We start from the raw sequence: 17,723 nt of genomic DNA, 5'->3' as shown, positions 1-17,723 counted from the left end.
ACTTTTCCCCTTGCCACTAGAATTATAGGTCTAAGAGGTTTTATTCTTGGCTTAAAAGTGTTAAAATGGTAAGAAGAACTGGAGAGTAAAGATGCCAAAAGAAGTGAATTTAACAGGGGACCAAGTTGTCGCTCTGACCAGAAAGTATTTAGCAGCAGAAGATGTGGCCTTCGTTCAAAAGGCGCTGGTTTATGCTGTCGACTGCCATAGCGGTCAATTTCGTAAATCAGGAGAGCCCTATATCGTTCATCCCATTCAGGTGGCGGGGATTCTTGCCCAGTTAAAACTGGATGCGGTAACGGTGGCCTGTGGTTTTTTGCATGATGTAGTTGAGGATACCAAGGCCAATCTAGATGATTTGGAGCGGGAATTTGGCCATGATGTAAGGGCGATTGTGGACGGGGTGACCAAGCTAGGGAAGGTCAAGTACAAGTCCCACGAAGAACAGCTAGCCGAAAACCATCGCAAGATGCTCATGGCCATGTCCCAGGACATTCGGGTCATCTTGGTCAAGCTAGCCGACCGTCTCCACAATATGCGGACTCTCAAACACCTGCGTAAGGACAAACAGGAAAGGATTTCGCGGGAAACCATGGAAATCTATGCCCCGCTGGCTCATCGTCTGGGGATTTCCAGTGTCAAGTGGGAGTTGGAGGACCTTTCCTTTCGCTACTTGAACGAAACCGAGTTTTACAAGATTTCCCATCTGATGAAGGAAAAACGACGGGAGCGGGAGGCCCTAGTAGAGGAGGTCGTCTATAAGATTGAGACCTATGCTGGAGAACGCCATCTCCATGGCCAAATCTATGGTCGGCCCAAGCACATCTACTCTATCTACCGCAAGATGCAGGATAAGAAGAAGCGCTTTGATGAGATTTATGACCTGATTGCCATTCGCTGTATCCTGGAGACCCAGAGTGATGTCTATGCCATGTTGGGCTATATCCATGAGCTCTGGAAACCCATGCCGGGTCGTTTCAAAGACTATATTGCCAACCGCAAGGCCAATGGATACCAGTCTATCCATACTACCGTTTATGGTCCCAAGGGACCGATTGAATTTCAGATTCGGACCAAGGAAATGCACGAGGTAGCCGAGTACGGGGTAGCTGCCCACTGGGCCTATAAAAAAGGGGTCAAGGGCAAGGTAGATAGTCGTGAGTCAGCTATCGGGATGAACTGGATCAATGAACTGATGGAATTGCAGGCTGAGTCAGGTGACGCCAAGGAATTTGTTGACTCGGTCAAGGAAAACTATCTGGCCGAAGAGATTTATGTCTTTACCCCAGATGGTTCGGTTCGGGCCCTGCCCAAGGACTCAGGCCCAATCGACTTTGCCTATGAGATTCACACCAAGGTTGGAGAGCGGGCGACCGGGGCCAAGGTCAATGGTCGCATGGTTCCCTTGACCACCAAATTGCGGACAGGAGACCAGGTTGAAATCATCACCAGCTCCAACTCCTTTGGACCTAGCCGGGACTGGATTGGCCTAGTAAAAACCAGCAAGGCCCGCAATAAAATCCGTCAATTTTTCAAAAATCAAGACAAGGAACTCTCCATTTCCAAGGGCCGGGAACTACTCCAAAATCAATTTCAGGAGCAGGGCTATGTGGCTAACCGCTATTTGGATCGCAAGCACATGGAAGAGTTACTCCAAAAGACCAGCTACAAGACCGAAGAAGCCCTCTTTGCGGCAATTGGTTTTGGTGAAATCAGTGCGATTTCCATCTTCAACCGTCTGACTGAAAAGGAAAGGCGGGAAGAAGAGAGGGCCAAGGCCAGGGCCGAGGCAGAAGAGTTGGTTAAAGGAGGAGAGGTCAAGCGGGAAAATAAGGATACCCTCAAGGTCAAGCATGAGGGGGGCGTGGTTATTCAAGGGGCATCAGGTCTCTTGATTCGGATTGCCAAATGTTGTAATCCTGTACCTGGAGATGAAATTGTCGGCTACATCACCAAGGGACGAGGGGTGGCCATCCACCGGATGGACTGCATGAACCTCAAGGCCCAGGACAATTATGAACAACGTCTGATTGATGTCGAATGGGAGGACAATAATAGCAGCAAGGAATACATGGCCCATATCGACATTTATGGCCTCAATCGCAGTGGCCTACTCAACGATGTCTTGCAGGTTCTATCCAATACCACCAAGAACATCTCAACGGTCAATGCCCAACCGACCAAGGATATGAAATTTGCTAATATCCATGTTTCCTTTGGGATTGCCAACCTGTCTACCCTCACCACAGTGGTGGATAAGATTAAGAGTGTCCCAGAGGTTTACTCGGTCAAGCGGACCAACGGTTAAATTAGTCCCACAGAAAGAGGAAAATGGAGGTAGCTAAGAGATGAAAGTAGTCATTCAGAGAGTAAAGAGAGCCTCTGTCACCATTGAGGGGCAAGTCCAGGCCGCAATCGAGCAGGGTCTGCTCCTCTTGGTAGGCTTTGGGCCGGATGATGAGTTAGAGGACCTGCTCTACACTAGTCGTAAAATCAGGGATATGCGGATTTTTGAAGATTCAGCTGGCAAGATGAACTTGTCCATCCGAGATATTCAAGGTCAGATTTTATCGGTTTCCCAGTTTACCCTCTATGCCAATAGCAAAAAAGGAAATCGGCCCGCCTTTATTGGGGCGGCTGCCCCTGATGTGGCTCGGATTCTCTATGAGGATTTTAATCGTCTTCTGGCCCAGGACCTCCCGGTCCAGACAGGTGTTTTTGGGGCGGATATGAAGGTAGAGCTAGTCAATGACGGTCCAGTCACCATTCTTTTAGACAGTAAAAACAAGTAAAAAAGAGCCCGAGTCAGCCCCAGCCAGTTGAAGAACTGGCTGAGACTGACAGGCTCTTTTTGTTATGGACTCGATCAAGCTAGTAGGGCCGTCTTTAGGGCTTCTAGCATTTTTCGACATAGATTTGTTGGGCGATTAGGGGGCCGACCTGGATTTCCTGGTCCTTGACTTCCAGCAGGTAGACTTGGGTATAGGGGTCGTAGTGGATAAGGCGAATTTGGTCCCCGATTTTTAGTTCCTGCTTTTCCAAGTATTTGAGGAGCTCAAAGTCATCATGGACCCGGCGCAGGATATAGTTTCCCGCCTCCTTGGCCGCTTCCAGGGTTAGCTGGTATTGTTCAACCAGGAGTTGACCCTTGGCTGGAACTGTTCCCCCATGAGGACAGGTCTCGGGAAAATCAAGCATTTGATCCAGGCGTTCGACAAAGCGTTCAGAGACGGTATGCTCCAAGACCTCGGCTTCTTCATGGATTTCATCGGTTGTATAGCCCAGATGATTGACCAGAAAGACCTCGATTAAGCGGTGCTTGCGGTAGAGTTCAGAGACCAGCTCCAAGCCTAGCTGGGTTAGTTTATAGCCCCGCTTCTTGTCCTTGACAAGCAGGTTTTCAGCCAGCATTTTCTTAATCATTTCGGTTACGGCTGGTGGCGAGACCTGCATGAGCTGGGCGATTTCTTTATTGGTGATTTTCTGGGTATGGGTACTAATCTCGTAGATACATTTGAGATAGTCTTCTTTATTTGGCGTCATGGTGGACCTCTTTGTCTTTTCTACTACTAGTATATCAAAAATAGACCTAATAATAAACCTTGGGCTTCTGTGTTATAATAGGTAAGAAAAGATGGAAAGAGGAGGGGAGGAGCCTACTATGAAAGAAAACCATCATCAGCTTCAAGCCAAGTTAGAAGAAGAAGGAAAAATTCTGCAAGCAGAAGGTTGGTCTAGGAAGGCTGCTAGTCTCTATCAAGAAGAGCTGGCGGACTTGCCTAGTTTAGAGGACTGGACTTTAGCCTTGGCCAGTCTCCGCCTTTTTGGGAGCCGTCTCTTTAAAAAGCTATGGCGACTGGATAGTCAAGGGGCCTCTCAAGAAAGAGCCCGCCAACTTTTACGACTAGCCATGACTTATCTGGGCATGCCCCAGGAATTAACCGGCAGTCAAAGGGAGGCCCAGGAGCTAGTCGAACGGATAGACCCTGCTCTGAGTCCAGCCGATCCCTTTTGGGCTGAATTTTCCAGCCTACTCCGCCGGGCCTTTCCTGCCGAGACCTTTACCAGTAGAGGAGAAGAGGAGATACTAAAGCGCCAGCTCCACCAATTTCGCTATGTCATCTCAGCCCAGCAGGCCCAGTGGGTACGAGACCACTATCGAAAAGGAGCCATGACCGATAGTCAAGCTCTGGCTGCCTATTTTAGAAGTGATAAGAAACTCTCCTATGCCATTGGGCCGTCTGCTCGTCTGCATAATAAGGCCTATATTGATGAGGCTGGTCAAGCTGTCTATCCCAGCGGTCAAGCCTATCAGGCCAACTATAAAATTCTGATGAATTTTCATACCGAGTTTATCCTAGATGCAGCTGGAAATTTTCTCAATGAAATCGACCCAGAAGGGGCCAGTATCAACGGTATTGTCAATGGGGCCAGCTTTAACTATGGTCAGGATGATTCCGTCCAAAATCAAAAATCCCATACCCGCTACGATGTCAAGCCCCCAGCCCTCTGGGATCCCGCCTTTCGAGACAGGGTTGTTAAAAATCAAGGTCAGCGTTTTCGAGCCCCTAAGTATGATAAGAGTCAGCATGGTTACCTAGCTCCTAAAGGCTACTATGCCCAGGCCGGTAAGAGTAACAAGGCCTGTGTTGACCAGGCTTGTCGGGACTTTAAGGACCTGCTAAAAGAGCCCTGGTGGCGGTTTTCTCGGTTTAGAAAAATCTTGAGCCGCCTCTTTTTCAGGCGATTTTAAAAAAATTGTCTAAAAAAAGAGAACTATGCTATACTATAAAAAACGTCTTTTAGGAGGATTAGGATGACTATTGCAAGTAATTCCCAGCTAGCGGGCCAACACGCCCAGGCAATCGTTCAAGCTGCAAATAATCTGACTCTGATTGGAGAAGCGACTTTAGATAATCAGAGCCAATTCCAGACCAATAGCGACTTACAGGCCTATCTGAGTCGAGCTCAGAGCCGGTCTCAGGAACTGTCCCAGCAGGAGGTTGACTTTGTTCAAGCCCTTCAGACAGTGGCTAGTGACTTTGATGCCGCCGATGCCCTGTTAAGCCGTCAAATAAAGGAGCAGCCCGCCCATGGACAAGCCCAAGACTAAGCTAGCCAGCCTTGAAAAGGAAATCAATCAGCTAGAGGAGGCGATTGAAGAGACCTATCAGGCCCAGATTGACCTAGATAAGCGGGAGGAGGGGACTTTAAGCCAGTTTGCCCAAGGTTTTTCCTACTTGCAAAAAATGGAGCTGGAAGTCCGCCCGCCCAAGGAAGAGATGAAACAGCTGGAAATCTTGGCAGATTTTAGGGTCTTAGAAGGCCAAATTGCCCAAGATTTTCAGGATAGTCGCGAGGAGCTTAAAAAGCAAAGATACGACTTGGAAGACCAACTAGATAGCCTTCACTATAAGCGCCGTCGTCTTTACCAGCAAGAGGAGGAAGAAAAAAATGGCTAAAGTATTTTACCAAGCCTTAGAAACTCAAGGGACTAGTATCGCCCAAGTCATGCAGAGCCAGGCCCAGTCCTATAGTGCCATTCAAAAGGCCCTGCAAGACTTTATCGCAGAAACCGCCCTTAAAGGGGCAGCCTACAGCAATGCCCAGAGCTACTCCAAATCAATCTTAGTTCCCGCAGCTCAAGGAGCTAGCCTTTTAGTTGAGCAACTGGGACAGGCCGGAGTTGCCCTTTCCGACCTCTACCAGTCTATGGTTGGAGCAGAAGATTTGGACAGTGAGGTTCTCGAAAGAGATATAGCCAATTTGGACAATTCCCTGCACTCTCTCCTAAATGCCTATAATATGATGTCCAAGTCCCCTGACACTAAGCCTGCTACCCTCCAGAGCTTTTCGACTAAAATGGAGGGGATTAAGACCCAGCGAGATGAAAAACTCGAAAAATTACGCAAGCTCAACAGCTTTCTCCAAGCCGCTCCGCAGGTATTGACCAATATCTCTGAGCTCGAAACGGCCGTCCAAACAGGACTAGGCCAAATTTCAACTGACCTATCCCACTTTGCTGGTAGCTTTCCAGCAGTCACCAGTCAGCCTGACTGGAGTAAAAAAATCGACCAAATCAAGACCCAGCACCAAGAAGCGATTCAGAAAGCTAAGATAGAAAAAGAAGAGAAAAAACTTCAAAAAAAGGTGGCTCAGATTAAGAAAAGCACTGCTACAGCCGTAGATAAGACCGATAAAATCGTCAAGGCTTATGAAGATTTTCTATATGCTATCAATAAAAAAGCCTTTGATGAGTATTGGAAAGAAAGAAAAAGTTATAAGCCCAAAGAGGGAAAGTGGAATGCAACAAATGACCAGAGAGTTAGAGATATTGAAGATAAGCTAGGAGAAAAGGTACAAAAATCAGGGATTGATATTAAAAAAATAGCTCAAAAATTAGGGGACGATATTCTAGATATAGGAGAAAGAAAGGCTGAAATCAGAGTGGATAACGTTACTATAAAGAGTGAACGTACTCATGATTTTTTTAGGGACAACTTAGCTTTTGTAGGTTTAGTCAATACAGGTCAGCCGCTAGATTTAAAAACGCGAAATTATAGCGATAGCTATAAATTTTCCGTCTGGGGACGCCAATGGGAAAAGGGCATGAAGCCAGACTATCTAGGAAATTACCTCTATGGCTATGTTGGAAAAGAGTATTTGGGCATGCCTGACGGTTATTTAAAGTCTAGCGCAGGTCTGGCTCAGGTCATTTCCGATAAAGATATCCAAAAATATATGGAAAATCTTCTTGAGGGCAACTATGGGGATAATGCAGGAGATGCTAAGTCTATCCAAGATGGAATTGATGCTTATAAAAGGAGAAAGTAATGCCAGAGTTGACTATTAAAGAAAAACAAAAAAAGAAAAATCGGGGTTGTTTTGTTTCATTAGCTGTTTTTATTGTTGTATTAGTTGGACTTATTTTGGGGGTATCAAATTTAGGGAAATATACTCTGAATCCTGGGGAGGTTGCTAAAATAAATATACGCCCTAATCTTAAACAAGAAGAGGGTTCAACAGAAATAACGATTAATAATCTAAGTGGTGGAAAGCTAAAATTGATGGGAAGTTCAGTCTGGAGAGATGAGAATACAGATACTTATTACAATACGGAAGAACAAACTATAACCAAATATATCCAGACAAGTCAAGGAATTCAGAAACAACAAGTTGAAAATCTTAAAACCAATGATATATATTTGGATAAAGACGGGATTATAATGCAATTTAAAGGTAAGAAAACAATAAATATTAACTCTGGAAAAAATTATTCGATTGAGATTAAAAATTTGTCAGACAAAATCATTGATTTTAAAGCAACGGTGACCAATCGGTAAAAATCTCCAAGACGGCATTGATGCTTATAAGAAAGGACATAACAAATGATTTATATTCTTTGGTTGTTAATTCCATTGGTCTTACTTTTGCTTATTGTCCCAAATTTTTATGTGCCCAAGAAAAAAAGAAAATGGTTGTTCTTGATTTATCTTCTAGTGTTTGGTTGGGGAGCCTATTATATTTTTTATCAAAGCGACCAACCTGATATTTTGCAACCTGGTCAAAGTGTGGAAATTGAAATTAGGCCCAATACAGAGGGACTGGAGCCCATTACCGAATTGTATATTGATAATCTGGACGGAGGTCAGTTACTATTAACAGGCCGTGATTCATGGCATGAAAAAGAACATGATTTACAATTTAATATAAAAGAAAAGGAAGTGTCTTATTGGGATAGCCAGGCCGGTTATCGAAAAATTTTAAATGATAACCATTCGCACGGAATTACCTTAACAAATAAGGGTATCATTATTGATAAAAAAAGAAAGTACACGTTTTCTACGACAGAAAATAAGACTTATAAAGTGAGAATCAAAAATTTGTCAAACAAAAAAATACACTATAATGCATTTGAAGTGTTCAGATAGATTATAGTAGAGGACACAGCAAATGATTTCATTTTTATTATTACTCTTGCTTCTATTTTTTCTTTCCCTTAGGATTTCTTTTCTGATGAGTAAGAGGAGCCACCATGATTAAACAAACATATAAGAAACAGAATAGTTGGAATATGGGTTGTTCTCTCTTTCTTGTTGCAGTCGTTATGACTAGTGTAGCCTTTGCTTTTTGGTTGAATAATACAGGAAAATATACAGTACAAGTGGGAGAAACAATAGAAATAAAAGTCAACCCAAACCTAAATTTTCAGGAATCTTCTACAAGACTGATTTTAAAAGAGCTAGGAGGTGAGAAATTAAAATTTTCTGGTAGTTTAGTATGGAAAGATAGTAGAAGTGGTATTTTTTATGATGTGGAAAATCAGACTGTTAGTAAATTGGTTGAAAAAAGCGAAGACTACAAAGAAGAACTTGTAAAGAATTCACCAATTAACGATATTTATTTAACCAAGGATGGGATTATTTTAAAAGTCAAAGGTGAGAAGATTTTTTATATAGATTCAGGAAGGAATTATACCATTAAAGTAAAAAATCTTTCTAATAAAACTGCCCATTTCAAAGCAACGGTTACAAATCGATAATAATCTTATCCAAGATGGCATAAATGCCTATAGGGAGAGTGTGAAATGAAAAATACGATTGGTAAAAAATGGAACAAGTGGAATATAGGCTGTTCGGGTTTTCTGATTGTAGTTCTTCTTTTTATCGTCTATATCGTTGTCGGTGGATTAAATTATGGCAAATACACTCTCAGACCTGGAGAAAGTGTCAAAATAGAGGTGAATTCTTTAACCAATCAACCCGATTATAGTTCAGAATTGGAGCTTGATAATTTGAATGGAGCCAAGTTACAATTATCTAATAGTCCTAGACGTAGTTGGAAAGAATATATAGGAGAAGAACGGAATAAATTTATATCTTATGATACAAAGACTCAAAAAGTCACAAGTTATAATTGGGATTCCGGAGAAAAACAGAAACAAGAACTAGAAAATTCTCCTCAGCAAGATGTTTATTTAAAAGGTCAAAATTTAATTATTCAATCTAAGGGGAAAAGACTGTTTGGAGTGACTAACTCTAAAAAATATTACCTTATAATCAAAAATCTTTCTAACAAACCAGCTCATTTTAAAGCAACGGTGACCAATCGGTAAAAATCTCCAAGACGGCTTTGATGCTTACAAGAAAGGACATAACAAATGATTTACATTCTTTGGTTGTTCATTCCATTGGTCTTACTTTTGCTTATTGTCCCAGCTCTTTATTTGTCCAAGAAAAAAAGAACGTGGCTGTTCTTAATTTATATTCTAGTGCTTGGTTGGGGGGCTTATTACATCTTTTATCAAAGCGGTCAGCCTAAAACTCTGCAACCTAATCAGACAATAGAAATTAAAGTGAAGCCTAAAGATGAAGGTGCTGATCCAGTTACAGAATTATATTTTGATAATCAGGACGGTGGACGGTTGTTATTAACAGGGCAGGATGTTTGGTATGATGAGGAAAACAAACTCACCTTTGATGTAAAAAAAGCAAGGCTACTTATCAAGACGAGCGAAATAGTTATAAAAACCTAGATAATAAGCAATTACATGGAATTACCTTAACAAATAAGGGGATCATTATTGATAAAAAAAGAGAATATCTGTTTGACGCAGGAGCTCCAAATCCTTATACGATAAAAATTACGAATCTCTCTAATAAAACAATTCGTTATACTACATGGCTTCAATATCGCTAGTGGCTGGTAAGAAAGGACCTAATAAATGATTTCATTTCCTTGTCTCAATGTTGGACCATCACATCATACAAAAATCCTAGCCCTCAAAGCTAGGATTTTATTTTCTTAGAGGCTTTTAACCGCCTCAATAGCTGCCTGATAGTCAGGTTCGGTATTGATATTGTCGACATACTCGGCATAGGTAATCTTATTATTTTCATCAAGAACGAGTACAGCGCGTGCCAATAGGTGCCATTCATTGATTAAGAGGGCATAGTCGCGACCAAAAGAGTGGTCGAAGTAGTCAGAAAGCATAATCGCATTTTCAATTCCCTCAGCAGCACACCATTTCCCTTGGGCAAAAGGCAGGTCAACTGAAATGGTGATGACCACTGTATTGTCCAAATCGGACAGTTCTTGATTAAAACGGCGAGTTTGGGTCGAGCAAACCCCGGTATCAATAGATGGAATGATGCTCAAAACCTTCTTTTTGCCAGCGAAGTCAGCTAGGCTTTTCTTGCTGAGGTCGGTAGTAGTAAGGGAGAAGTCAGGAGCCGTGTCACCGACTTGTGGTTGTTGACCTGTAAAGCTTACAGGATTTCCAAGAAAGGTTGTCATAAAAAATCCTCCAATAAAAGTTCTATCCCTATTGTACTATATTTTGAAAGAGCTTTCTAAATGATTTGTTTGGAAATTTTCCCTTGTGCTAGTAAAAAAGAGCCCTGATTTATCAGAGCTCTTTCTTTATTTAGCCAAGCCTTCGGCAATCTTATCCAAGTTCCACTTCATCATGGAGTAGTAGCTATCTCCGTCCTTGCCCTCTTCGGCAATAGAGTCGGTGAAGATTTTGGAATAGATAGGAATATTGGTATCCTTGGAGACGGTCTTCATCGGACGTTCATCGACACTGGATTCGACAAAGAGAGATGGGACCTTGGTTTGGCGGAGTTTTTCAACCAAATTCTTGATTTGGTCAGGGGTTCCTTCTTCTTCAGTATTGATTTCCCAGATGTAGGCAGAAGGCACTTGGTAGGCCTTGGAGAAGTATTTGAAGCAACCTTCGCTGGTGACAATCATCTTCTTATCCTCTGGGATATTCTTGAATTTCTCCTTGGCTTCCTGGTCTAATTTGGTCAATTTCTCAGTGTAGGCCTTGAGATTTTTTTCATAAAAGTCCTTGTTTTTAGGATCTTTTTCGCTCAAGCGCTTGGCAATATTTTGGGCATAGATGATACCATTTTCCAGATTGAGCCAGGCATGGGGGTCTTCCTTGCCCTTTTCGTTTTGCCCTTCTAGATAGATAATATCCACCCCGTCACTGACTGCATAGTAGTCCTTGTTTTCTTTTTTCTGAGCATTCTTGACCAGCTTGGTGAACCAGGCATTACCCCCAGTTTCCAAGTTGATACCATTATAGAAAATCAAGTCGGCCTGGGAGGTCTTCTTGACATCTTCGGGCAGGGGCTCATATTCGTGAGGGTCCTTGCCGATTGGGACGATTGAATGGAGATTAATCTTATCTCCAGCGATATTTTTGGTAATATCAGCAATGATAGAGTTGCTAGCTACGACCCTTAATTTATCAGAGCTAGCAGTCTTATTCTTAGATGTTGAACAGGCAACCAAGACCAGACAGGCCAGTAGGCTAGAGATTAAAATAAATAGTTTTTTCATAATGCATCCTCTTTATTTTTTGGCAAATTTGGCTTTGAGACCACCCTTCTTGGGAGCGATGAAGAAGCTGATTGCAAACATCAAGGCAGAGGTAAGGACGATGCTGGAACCAGCTGCTACATTGAAACTATAGCCGATAAAAAGTCCCAGAGCAGAGGCCAAGGCCCCCAGACCAGATGATAGGAAAATCATGGTCTTGAGGCTATTGGCGTAGAGGTAGGCGGTTGCTGCTGGCGTAATCAGCATAGCGACAATCAAAATCGTTCCCACACTTTGCATGGCGGTCACAGAAACCAAGGTTAAAATAAACATCAGTAAATAATGATAAAAGTTGACAGGCATGCCCATGGCCTGGGCTAGCAAGGGATCAAAAGAAGTAATCAAGAGCTCCTTGAAAAAGAGCCAGATGACCAAAAGAACCAAGATAGCTACTCCGATACTAATCCACTTATCCAGATCTTGAACAGCCAGGATATTCCCAAAGAGAATATGGAAAAGGTCGGTCGAACTATTGGCCACCCCAATCAAGATAACTCCCAAGGCTAGAAAGGAGGAGAAGGTAATTCCAATCGCTGTATCACTTTTGACAATAGAGTTGCCCCTGATGTAGGTGATGATGACCGAGGCCATCAGGCCGAAAATAATAGCTCCGATAAAGAAGTTAATACCTAAAATATAAGAAAGGGCTACCCCTGGTAGGACTGCATGGGAAATGGCATCCCCCATCAAGGACATACCTCGCAGGATGATAAAGCAACCAACTGCTCCGGCCACAATCCCGATGACAATGGCTGTAATCAGGGCATTTTGCAGGAAGTGAAACTTCTGTAGGCCGTCAAAAAATTCAGCAATCATCTAGACACCTCCCGTCATAAAAATCTGAGAACCATAGGTCTCTTTCATGTTTTTCTCAGTGAAGGTCGTCTCAACATCTCCGGCAGCAACCAGATGACCATTTAGGAGAATAATCTGATCAAAATAGCTGGTCACCTTGCTGAGATCGTGGTGGACAATCAGAATGGTCTTGCCCTGGTCCCTTAGTTGGCGCAGGGTGTCCATGATAATCTCTTCGCTGACCGAGTCAATCCCGACAAAGGGCTCGTCCAAAAAGATATAGTCAGCTTCTTGGACTAGGCAGCGAGCAATTAAAACCCGCTGAAATTGTCCGCCAGAAAGTTGGCTAATCTGCCTGTCAGCATAGTCAGTCAAGCCGACCAAATCAAGAGCGGCAGCGACCTTATCCCAGTCCTTAGCCTTCAACTTGCGAAAGAGTTTAATCCTAGGATAGAGTCCCAGGGAGACACACTCTCTGACCTTGATGGGGAAGTTGTAGTCGATGTTAACCTTTTGCTCTACATAGGCGACATTTTCCAGCTCTTTTTCTAGGGGCTTGTCATCTAGTAGGGTCTGCCCCTCATGGTCAATAATGCCCAGCATACCCTTTAAAAGGGTGGACTTACCTGCCCCGTTGGGTCCGATAATTCCGGTTATTGTCGGACCAACAATTTTTAAAGAAAGTTTTTCTAAGGCTAGTCTATCGCGATAACTAACACTTAAATCTTTGATATCAATCATAATTTTACCTCTAAGTTTAATATAACTTAATTTAAAAATTAAGTCAAGTTAATTTTGTAAAAATCCCCTAAACTTTTGATAAAAGTTTGCTTATTATCCTCTTTTTTGCTAGGATAGGAGAAAATACTATTCCGGGAAAATCAAACTGGAGGAAAAGGACGCTGAAAGGTTCAGCCAGTCTTATCTAGCCAAAATCGATGATTTTCAGGAATTATAAGGAAAGCGAGAAGTCTATGACACGTTTACAAGATGATTTTTACGCCGCGATTAATGGAAGCTGGGAAGAGACGGCAATTATTCCAGATGACAAGCCGGTCACTGGTGGTTTTACCGATATTCATGACAAGATTGAAGAGCTAATGTTGGAAAGAACGGACAAGTGGTTGGCTGGAGAAGACCTGCCCCAGGATCAGGTCTTAGCCAACTTTGTCAAGTACCACCGCCTAGCAGCTGACCAGACCAAACGGTCTCAAGATGGAGTGGCCCCTGCTCAAGACTTGATTGAGGAATTTAAGGCTCTAGACTCTTTTAAGGCTTATACAGACAAGCTAGTCGATTTTGAATTGGCCGGCAAGCCCAATGCCCTGCCCTTTGGAGTGGCTCCTGACTTTATGAATGCCAAAATCAACGTCCTCTGGGCAGAAGGACTTTCAACCATTCTACCCGACACTAGCTATTACGCAGAGGACCATCCCCAAGGGGAGGAACTTCTAAATAAATGGCAGGAGACAGAAGCGGCCCTCCTTGAGGCTTACGGTTTTGAAGAGGAAGAGATCGCCGATCTTCTAGCCAAGGTCTTGGAGCTAGATGCCCGCATTGCCAAGGTAGTCCTATCCAGCGAGGAGTCTTCCGAGTACGTCAAACTCTATCACCCTTATGACTGGGCTGATTTCGAGCAGTTGGCTCCTAAGCTCCCTCTAGCTGATTTCTTTAAGGCCATACTGGGTCAGGTGCCAGACAAGGTAATCGTACCCGAAGAGCGCTTCTGGCAGGCGGCAGATCAGTTTTATAGTGAGGAAGCCTGGCCCCTGCTTAAGGCCAGCTTGATACTAGGAGCAGTCCGCACGACTACTGCCTATTTGACTGATGAAATCCGAGTTCTGGCTGGAGCTTATAGTCGGGCCCTGTCCGGAACGCCAGAGGCGCAAAATCAGAAAAAGGCAGCCTATTACTTGGCCCAAGCTCCTTTTAGTCAGGCCGTAGGCCTCTGGTATGCAGCTGAGAAGTTCTCCCCCCAAGCCAAGGCAGATGTGGAGCAGAAGGTTGCCAGCATGATTGAGGTCTATAAGAAAAGACTATCTGAAAATACCTGGTTGACTCCTGAGACCAGAGATAAGGCCATTGTCAAATTAAATAGCATCAAGCCTTATATTGGCTATCCAGACAAATTACCAGAGCGCTATTATAAAAAGCTGGTTGATGAAAATCTCAGCCTGTTAGAAAATGCTCAAAATCTGCGCCGAGTAGAGATTGAACATGGCTGGAGCAAGTGGAATCAGCCGGTCGATGACCAGGAATGGGCCATGCCTGCCCACATGGTCAACGCCTACTACGACCCCCAAAAGAACTTAATTGTCTTTCCAGCTGCTATCTTGCAAGCCCCCTTCTATGACCTTCAGCAGACCTCTTCTGAGAATTATGGAGGAATTGGGGCAGTCATCGCCCATGAGATTTCCCATGCCTTTGATACCAATGGGGCTTCTTTCGATGAAAACGGGAGTCTCAGCAACTGGTGGACAGAGGCAGACTATGCTGCCTTTCAGGAAAAAACTCAAAGAGTGGTTGATCTCTTTGAGGGGCAGGATTCTTATGGAGCTAAGGTCAATGGTAAGCTGACCGTCTCTGAAAACGTTGCTGATTTGGGAGGTTTGGCCTGTGCCCTAGAAGCAGCCAAGAAGGAAGAAAGTTTCTCAGCTGAGGACTTCTTTACCAATTATGCCCGCATTTGGCGCATGAAAGCGAGAGAAGAGTATATGCAACTCCTGGCCAGTGTCGATGTTCATGGACCAGCTAAACTAAGGGTCAACCTACAAGTACCTAACTTTGACGACTTCTTCACAACCTTTGATGTCAAGGAAACAGATGCCATGTGGCGGGAGCCAGCAGATCGTGTCGTGATTTGGTAGGAGCTGCCTTCCATACTTCCTGCTAATATTTTAGGCTAAAAATCTATTATCGTCCTTAGAATTTATCTAAGGACGTTTTTTGAGCAAAGGGGTTGACAAGTTGGTTGAAATTTGATTTTTTAAGTTTAAACATTTCAACGCGAGGTTGCTTATGAGCCAGAAAACGATGACAATACTGAAAGAAGCCATTCCCTTTTTTGATATGCTAAAAGATGTCAATCGTCAGGAATTGCTGATGCTCCTCTTTGATAAGGGAGAGCAGACAGTTAACCAATTAACAGAAAACATCTCCCTTTCGCGTCCGACAGTCTCTCATCATCTAAAACTCCTCTTGCAGGCGGGATTGGTGAATGTAAGGCAAGAAGGCAAGGAGCGTTATTACAGTATTGATTTGCGGATAGCTTTGGAGAATTTAAAAAGGCTAGTCTCTTCTATCGAAAATGATATGAAAGAAAGCTAGCTTTCTCATTTGTAAAACGAGTTGAAAAGTTTAAACTTATAAAAATAAAAAAGAAAGTGAAACATTATTTATGAATTATCAATCTCAAACTACTTGGAAAAAGATTATGCAAGCTTTACCTAGCAACTATCATTTTACAAAAGATTATCACCCGACAGAAGAATGGTGGGCTTGGGGAGAGCATAAGGTTCACTTGGATACCTTTCGTAATCCTGCTGCGCCTGCTAAATTGATTTGTTTTCATGGTGTGGGAACGAACGGTCGGCAGATTTCTTTGATAGCGGGTGGGCCACAGGCAAAAGCTGGTTTTGAAACAATTATGATAGATATGCCGACTTATGGTATGACAGAAGTAGCCAATCGCAATCAAGTTACTTATGATGACTGGGTGCAAATTGGGAGTGATTATATTGATTTTGAGCTAGCGCGTGATAAGCGTCCCATTTTTCTCTATGGGCTGAGTGCTGGTGGTATGGAAACTTATCATATTGCTGCTCTAAATAAAAAAGTGAAAGGAATTATTGGGATGACTTTTCTTGACCAGCGTGTTCCTTTGGTGCGCAACGAGACGTCTTATAATTATTTTATGGGAAAAATCGGTGTTCCGATGACAGGTCTTGCTCGTCGCTTTGGTCTCGGAAAAATGACAACACCCATGAAAAGGGCGTCTAAGATGTCTGCCTTGGTTAATGATGACCAATTACTAGACTTGATGCTACAAGACAAAACCTCTGCGGGCAACCGTGCCTCTATGAACTTTTTGGACAGTTATATGAATTACCTTCCTGCTGTGGAAGCGCCTGACTTTGACCTTTGTCCAGTACTTTTGACTCAGCCTGAGTTAGACTGTTGGACACCGCTTGAGTTGAGCAAGCCCCTGCTAGATAAAATCAGCCAAGTTCCTGTTGACATCGTCATTTTACCACAAGGTGGACATTATCCAGTTGAGGCATCAGCCCTACAAGTCATGAATCAGGCAATTACAGACTTTATCAAAAAACACAGTTGAAAAGCGGTTCAGAGATATCCCTCTTGGCACTTTAACTTTCTTTGTTCCATTTAACAATAACCCTTTGGTTTATATAATCTCTTAAATCAGCAAAATGTTTTTTTACTTCTGAATAAAAAATTAAACCGTTTACATTTTAAAAGACTTGTGCTATACTTTAATTGATAATAAAAAATAAACAAAGAAGCATAAAAAAATATTATATTAGTTAATTGTTAATGATTGATAAAGAAAAAGGTGTAAAATATGGTTAAACGATTTATTAGTTCCAATGCTTCTGAAATTTTAAAGATGACCGCAGCCGAGCTCAAGCAGAGTATCAAGGCCAGTGAAGGACGGATTATCCTATCAGAAAATGTCGCCTTCAAGGAGTCCTATATCGGAGATGTGACCAATGCTGAAATTGCCCGGGCCTTTGGAGCCGACCTTATCCTGCTAAATGGTTTGGACCTCTTTGAACCGCTGGTTGCTGGCCTAGACAATAGCGCCGACTTTGTAACAGAGCTTCATCGTTTAGTTGGACGGCCTATCGGTGTCAACCTAGAGCCTGTTGACAATCAAGCCCAAATGGCGGGAGAAAGACTGGATATCAATGAAGGACGTAAGGCCAGTCTTGCGACCATTAAGCGCGCCCAGGACTTGGGAGTTGACTTTATCTGCCTGACAGGTAACCCTGGGACAGGGGTGACCAACCAGGCCATTATTGATACCATTCGTTTGGTCAAGGAGAATTTCTCGGGTCTTCTCATTGCTGGAAAAATGCACGCCTCAGGTGTAGATGAGCCAGTAGCTGACCTAGAGGCTATCGGTAAATTTATCGCAGCAGGAGTGGATATTGTCCTAGCGCCAGCTGTTGGAAGTGTGCCAGGCTTTGATGAGCAGGACTTGAAGGTAGTGGTCCGCTTAGCCCACCAACAAGGAGCACTGGTCATGAGTGCTATTGGAACCAGTCAGGAAAGTGCTGATGAAGACACAGTGAAGCAGATGGCCATCCGCAATAAGATTTGTGGTGTGGATATCCAGCACATCGGCGATTCAGGCTATGGCTGTCTGGCCCCGGTAGAAAATATCTTTGCCATGAGTAAGGCCCTGCGAGGCCAACGTCATACTATTTCGATGATTTCACGCTCAATCAATCGTTAAAAGCCCCTCCAAATAAAAAAAGCCCAGGCCTGAGTTCAAATGAAGTTTTGACTTAGGT

Annotated in this window: 20 protein-coding genes; 15 read left to right on the top strand and 5 right to left on the bottom strand. The window is 43.3% G+C overall.

Annotated elements, in window-relative coordinates; translation table 11 throughout:
* Positions 1–91 precede the first annotated feature (91 nt).
* Together C4K46_RS06350 and dtd are read left to right on the top strand one after the other, a co-directional pair.
* Positions 92–2,308, top strand: coding sequence for a RelA/SpoT family protein (locus C4K46_RS06350; protein WP_209628056.1), 2,217 nt, complete (start codon positions 92–94; stop codon positions 2,306–2,308).
* 40 nt (positions 2,309–2,348) lie between these two features.
* Positions 2,349–2,792 (top strand): D-aminoacyl-tRNA deacylase, encoded by a 444-nt coding sequence (gene dtd / locus C4K46_RS06345; protein WP_209628055.1) that lies wholly within the window; start codon positions 2,349–2,351, stop codon positions 2,790–2,792.
* A 103-nt stretch (positions 2,793–2,895) separates the two neighbouring features.
* Here dtd and C4K46_RS06340 read toward each other — a convergent pair whose 3' ends face one another.
* The gene (locus C4K46_RS06340) at positions 2,896–3,543 is read right to left on the bottom strand and encodes a metal-dependent transcriptional regulator (RefSeq protein ID WP_209628054.1); all 648 of its coding nucleotides are present in this window, start codon (positions 3,541–3,543) and stop codon (positions 2,896–2,898) included.
* Positions 3,544–3,661: 118 nt separating this feature from the next.
* Between C4K46_RS06340 and C4K46_RS06335 the strand changes: the two genes are divergently transcribed.
* From C4K46_RS06335 to C4K46_RS06295, 9 genes are all read left to right on the top strand, one after another.
* Positions 3,662–4,753 (top strand): DUF3114 domain-containing protein, encoded by a 1,092-nt coding sequence (locus C4K46_RS06335; RefSeq protein ID WP_209628053.1) that lies wholly within the window; start codon positions 3,662–3,664, stop codon positions 4,751–4,753.
* Between the two features lie 63 nt (positions 4,754–4,816).
* Positions 4,817–5,113: a TIGR04197 family type VII secretion effector gene (locus C4K46_RS06330; protein WP_209628052.1), complete on the top strand. Its 297-nt coding sequence runs from the start codon at positions 4,817–4,819 to the stop codon at positions 5,111–5,113.
* The gene (locus tag C4K46_RS06325; RefSeq protein ID WP_209628051.1) at positions 5,094–5,462 is read left to right on the top strand and encodes a hypothetical protein; all 369 of its coding nucleotides are present in this window, start codon (positions 5,094–5,096) and stop codon (positions 5,460–5,462) included. Before C4K46_RS06330 ends, C4K46_RS06325 begins: the two co-directional genes overlap by 20 nt.
* Positions 5,455–6,834 (top strand): polymorphic toxin type 44 domain-containing protein, encoded by a 1,380-nt coding sequence (locus C4K46_RS06320; RefSeq protein ID WP_209628050.1) that lies wholly within the window; start codon positions 5,455–5,457, stop codon positions 6,832–6,834. The genes C4K46_RS06325 and C4K46_RS06320 overlap by 8 nt, the downstream gene beginning before the upstream one ends.
* A complete protein-coding gene (locus tag C4K46_RS06315; RefSeq protein WP_209628049.1) occupies positions 6,834–7,343 on the top strand; it encodes a hypothetical protein in 510 nt (169 codons plus the stop codon). Before C4K46_RS06320 ends, C4K46_RS06315 begins: the two co-directional genes overlap by 1 nt.
* A 45-nt stretch (positions 7,344–7,388) precedes the next feature.
* Positions 7,389–7,931 carry a hypothetical protein gene (locus C4K46_RS06310; RefSeq protein ID WP_209628048.1) on the top strand — a complete coding sequence of 181 codons (543 nt, stop codon included), beginning with the start codon at positions 7,389–7,391 and terminating at the stop codon, positions 7,929–7,931.
* A 104-nt stretch (positions 7,932–8,035) separates the two neighbouring features.
* The gene (locus tag C4K46_RS06305; protein ID WP_209628047.1) at positions 8,036–8,542 is read left to right on the top strand and encodes a hypothetical protein; all 507 of its coding nucleotides are present in this window, start codon (positions 8,036–8,038) and stop codon (positions 8,540–8,542) included.
* 45 nt (positions 8,543–8,587) lie between these two features.
* Complete coding sequence (locus C4K46_RS06300; RefSeq protein ID WP_209628046.1) at positions 8,588–9,115, top strand: hypothetical protein; 528 nt, start codon at positions 8,588–8,590, stop codon at positions 9,113–9,115.
* Between the two features lie 45 nt (positions 9,116–9,160).
* On the top strand, positions 9,161–9,535 hold the full coding sequence (locus tag C4K46_RS06295) for a hypothetical protein (protein ID WP_209628045.1): 375 nt from the start codon (positions 9,161–9,163) through the stop codon (positions 9,533–9,535).
* A 269-nt stretch (positions 9,536–9,804) separates the two neighbouring features.
* Here C4K46_RS06295 and tpx read toward each other — a convergent pair whose 3' ends face one another.
* From tpx to C4K46_RS06275, 4 genes are all read right to left on the bottom strand, one after another.
* Positions 9,805–10,296, bottom strand: coding sequence for a thiol peroxidase (gene tpx / locus C4K46_RS06290; RefSeq protein WP_209628044.1), 492 nt, complete (start codon positions 10,294–10,296; stop codon positions 9,805–9,807).
* Positions 10,297–10,422: 126 nt separating this feature from the next.
* Complete coding sequence (locus C4K46_RS06285) at positions 10,423–11,352, bottom strand: metal ABC transporter substrate-binding protein (RefSeq protein ID WP_209628043.1); 930 nt, start codon at positions 11,350–11,352, stop codon at positions 10,423–10,425.
* 12 nt (positions 11,353–11,364) lie between these two features.
* Positions 11,365–12,207, bottom strand: a complete 843-nt coding sequence (locus C4K46_RS06280) for a metal ABC transporter permease (protein ID WP_209628042.1) — start codon at positions 12,205–12,207, stop codon at positions 11,365–11,367.
* Positions 12,208–12,927, bottom strand: a complete 720-nt coding sequence (locus tag C4K46_RS06275; protein WP_209628041.1) for a metal ABC transporter ATP-binding protein — start codon at positions 12,925–12,927, stop codon at positions 12,208–12,210. It lies immediately after the preceding gene.
* Positions 12,928–13,160: 233 nt separating this feature from the next.
* Between C4K46_RS06275 and C4K46_RS06270 the strand changes: the two genes are divergently transcribed.
* The 4 genes from C4K46_RS06270 to C4K46_RS06255 all read left to right on the top strand — a co-directional run bounded on the left by C4K46_RS06270 (position 13,161) and on the right by C4K46_RS06255 (position 17,665).
* Positions 13,161–15,053: a M13 family metallopeptidase gene (locus tag C4K46_RS06270; protein WP_209628040.1), complete on the top strand. Its 1,893-nt coding sequence runs from the start codon at positions 13,161–13,163 to the stop codon at positions 15,051–15,053.
* A 166-nt stretch (positions 15,054–15,219) separates the two neighbouring features.
* Positions 15,220–15,513, top strand: coding sequence for an ArsR/SmtB family transcription factor (locus C4K46_RS06265; RefSeq protein ID WP_245335147.1), 294 nt, complete (start codon positions 15,220–15,222; stop codon positions 15,511–15,513).
* A gap of 106 nt (positions 15,514–15,619) precedes the next feature.
* Positions 15,620–16,522: an alpha/beta fold hydrolase gene (locus tag C4K46_RS06260; RefSeq protein ID WP_245335146.1), complete on the top strand. Its 903-nt coding sequence runs from the start codon at positions 15,620–15,622 to the stop codon at positions 16,520–16,522.
* Between the two features lie 246 nt (positions 16,523–16,768).
* Positions 16,769–17,665, top strand: a complete 897-nt coding sequence (locus C4K46_RS06255; protein WP_209628037.1) for a DUF7916 family protein — start codon at positions 16,769–16,771, stop codon at positions 17,663–17,665.
* Positions 17,666–17,723 lie beyond the last annotated feature (58 nt).

The organism is Streptococcus oricebi (genome assembly GCF_017883985.1).
Taxonomy (GTDB): domain Bacteria; phylum Bacillota; class Bacilli; order Lactobacillales; family Streptococcaceae; genus Streptococcus; species Streptococcus oricebi.
Note: the sequence above shows the minus strand (reverse complement) of the source record. Positions and strands in the feature narration are given on the sequence as shown.

Excerpts from the sequence above, each read along its gene's own strand:
- C4K46_RS06260 (WP_245335146.1), top strand. The coding sequence starts at position 15,620 with ATGCAAGCTTTACCTAGCAACTATCATTTTACAAAAGATTATCACCCG.
- C4K46_RS06320 (WP_209628050.1), top strand. The coding sequence starts at position 5,455 with ATGGCTAAAGTATTTTACCAAGCCTTAGAAACTCAAGGGACTAGTATC.
- C4K46_RS06270 (WP_209628040.1), top strand. The coding sequence starts at position 13,161 with ATGACACGTTTACAAGATGATTTTTACGCCGCGATTAATGGAAGCTGG.
- C4K46_RS06315 (WP_209628049.1), top strand. The coding sequence starts at position 6,834 with ATGCCAGAGTTGACTATTAAAGAAAAACAAAAAAAGAAAAATCGGGGT.
- C4K46_RS06280 (WP_209628042.1), bottom strand. The coding sequence starts at position 12,207 with ATGATTGCTGAATTTTTTGACGGCCTACAGAAGTTTCACTTCCTGCAA.
- C4K46_RS06335 (WP_209628053.1), top strand. The coding sequence starts at position 3,662 with ATGAAAGAAAACCATCATCAGCTTCAAGCCAAGTTAGAAGAAGAAGGA.
- tpx (WP_209628044.1), bottom strand. The coding sequence starts at position 10,296 with ATGACAACCTTTCTTGGAAATCCTGTAAGCTTTACAGGTCAACAACCA.
- C4K46_RS06305 (WP_209628047.1), top strand. The coding sequence starts at position 8,036 with ATGATTAAACAAACATATAAGAAACAGAATAGTTGGAATATGGGTTGT.
- C4K46_RS06285 (WP_209628043.1), bottom strand. The coding sequence starts at position 11,352 with ATGAAAAAACTATTTATTTTAATCTCTAGCCTACTGGCCTGTCTGGTC.
- C4K46_RS06295 (WP_209628045.1), top strand. The coding sequence starts at position 9,161 with ATGATTTACATTCTTTGGTTGTTCATTCCATTGGTCTTACTTTTGCTT.
- C4K46_RS06265 (WP_245335147.1), top strand. The coding sequence starts at position 15,220 with ATGACAATACTGAAAGAAGCCATTCCCTTTTTTGATATGCTAAAAGAT.
- C4K46_RS06300 (WP_209628046.1), top strand. The coding sequence starts at position 8,588 with ATGAAAAATACGATTGGTAAAAAATGGAACAAGTGGAATATAGGCTGT.
- C4K46_RS06255 (WP_209628037.1), top strand. The coding sequence starts at position 16,769 with ATGGTTAAACGATTTATTAGTTCCAATGCTTCTGAAATTTTAAAGATG.
- C4K46_RS06275 (WP_209628041.1), bottom strand. The coding sequence starts at position 12,927 with ATGATTGATATCAAAGATTTAAGTGTTAGTTATCGCGATAGACTAGCC.
- C4K46_RS06330 (WP_209628052.1), top strand. The coding sequence starts at position 4,817 with ATGACTATTGCAAGTAATTCCCAGCTAGCGGGCCAACACGCCCAGGCA.
- C4K46_RS06340 (WP_209628054.1), bottom strand. The coding sequence starts at position 3,543 with ATGACGCCAAATAAAGAAGACTATCTCAAATGTATCTACGAGATTAGT.
- C4K46_RS06350 (WP_209628056.1), top strand. The coding sequence starts at position 92 with ATGCCAAAAGAAGTGAATTTAACAGGGGACCAAGTTGTCGCTCTGACC.
- C4K46_RS06310 (WP_209628048.1), top strand. The coding sequence starts at position 7,389 with ATGATTTATATTCTTTGGTTGTTAATTCCATTGGTCTTACTTTTGCTT.
- C4K46_RS06325 (WP_209628051.1), top strand. The coding sequence starts at position 5,094 with ATGGACAAGCCCAAGACTAAGCTAGCCAGCCTTGAAAAGGAAATCAAT.
- dtd (WP_209628055.1), top strand. The coding sequence starts at position 2,349 with ATGAAAGTAGTCATTCAGAGAGTAAAGAGAGCCTCTGTCACCATTGAG.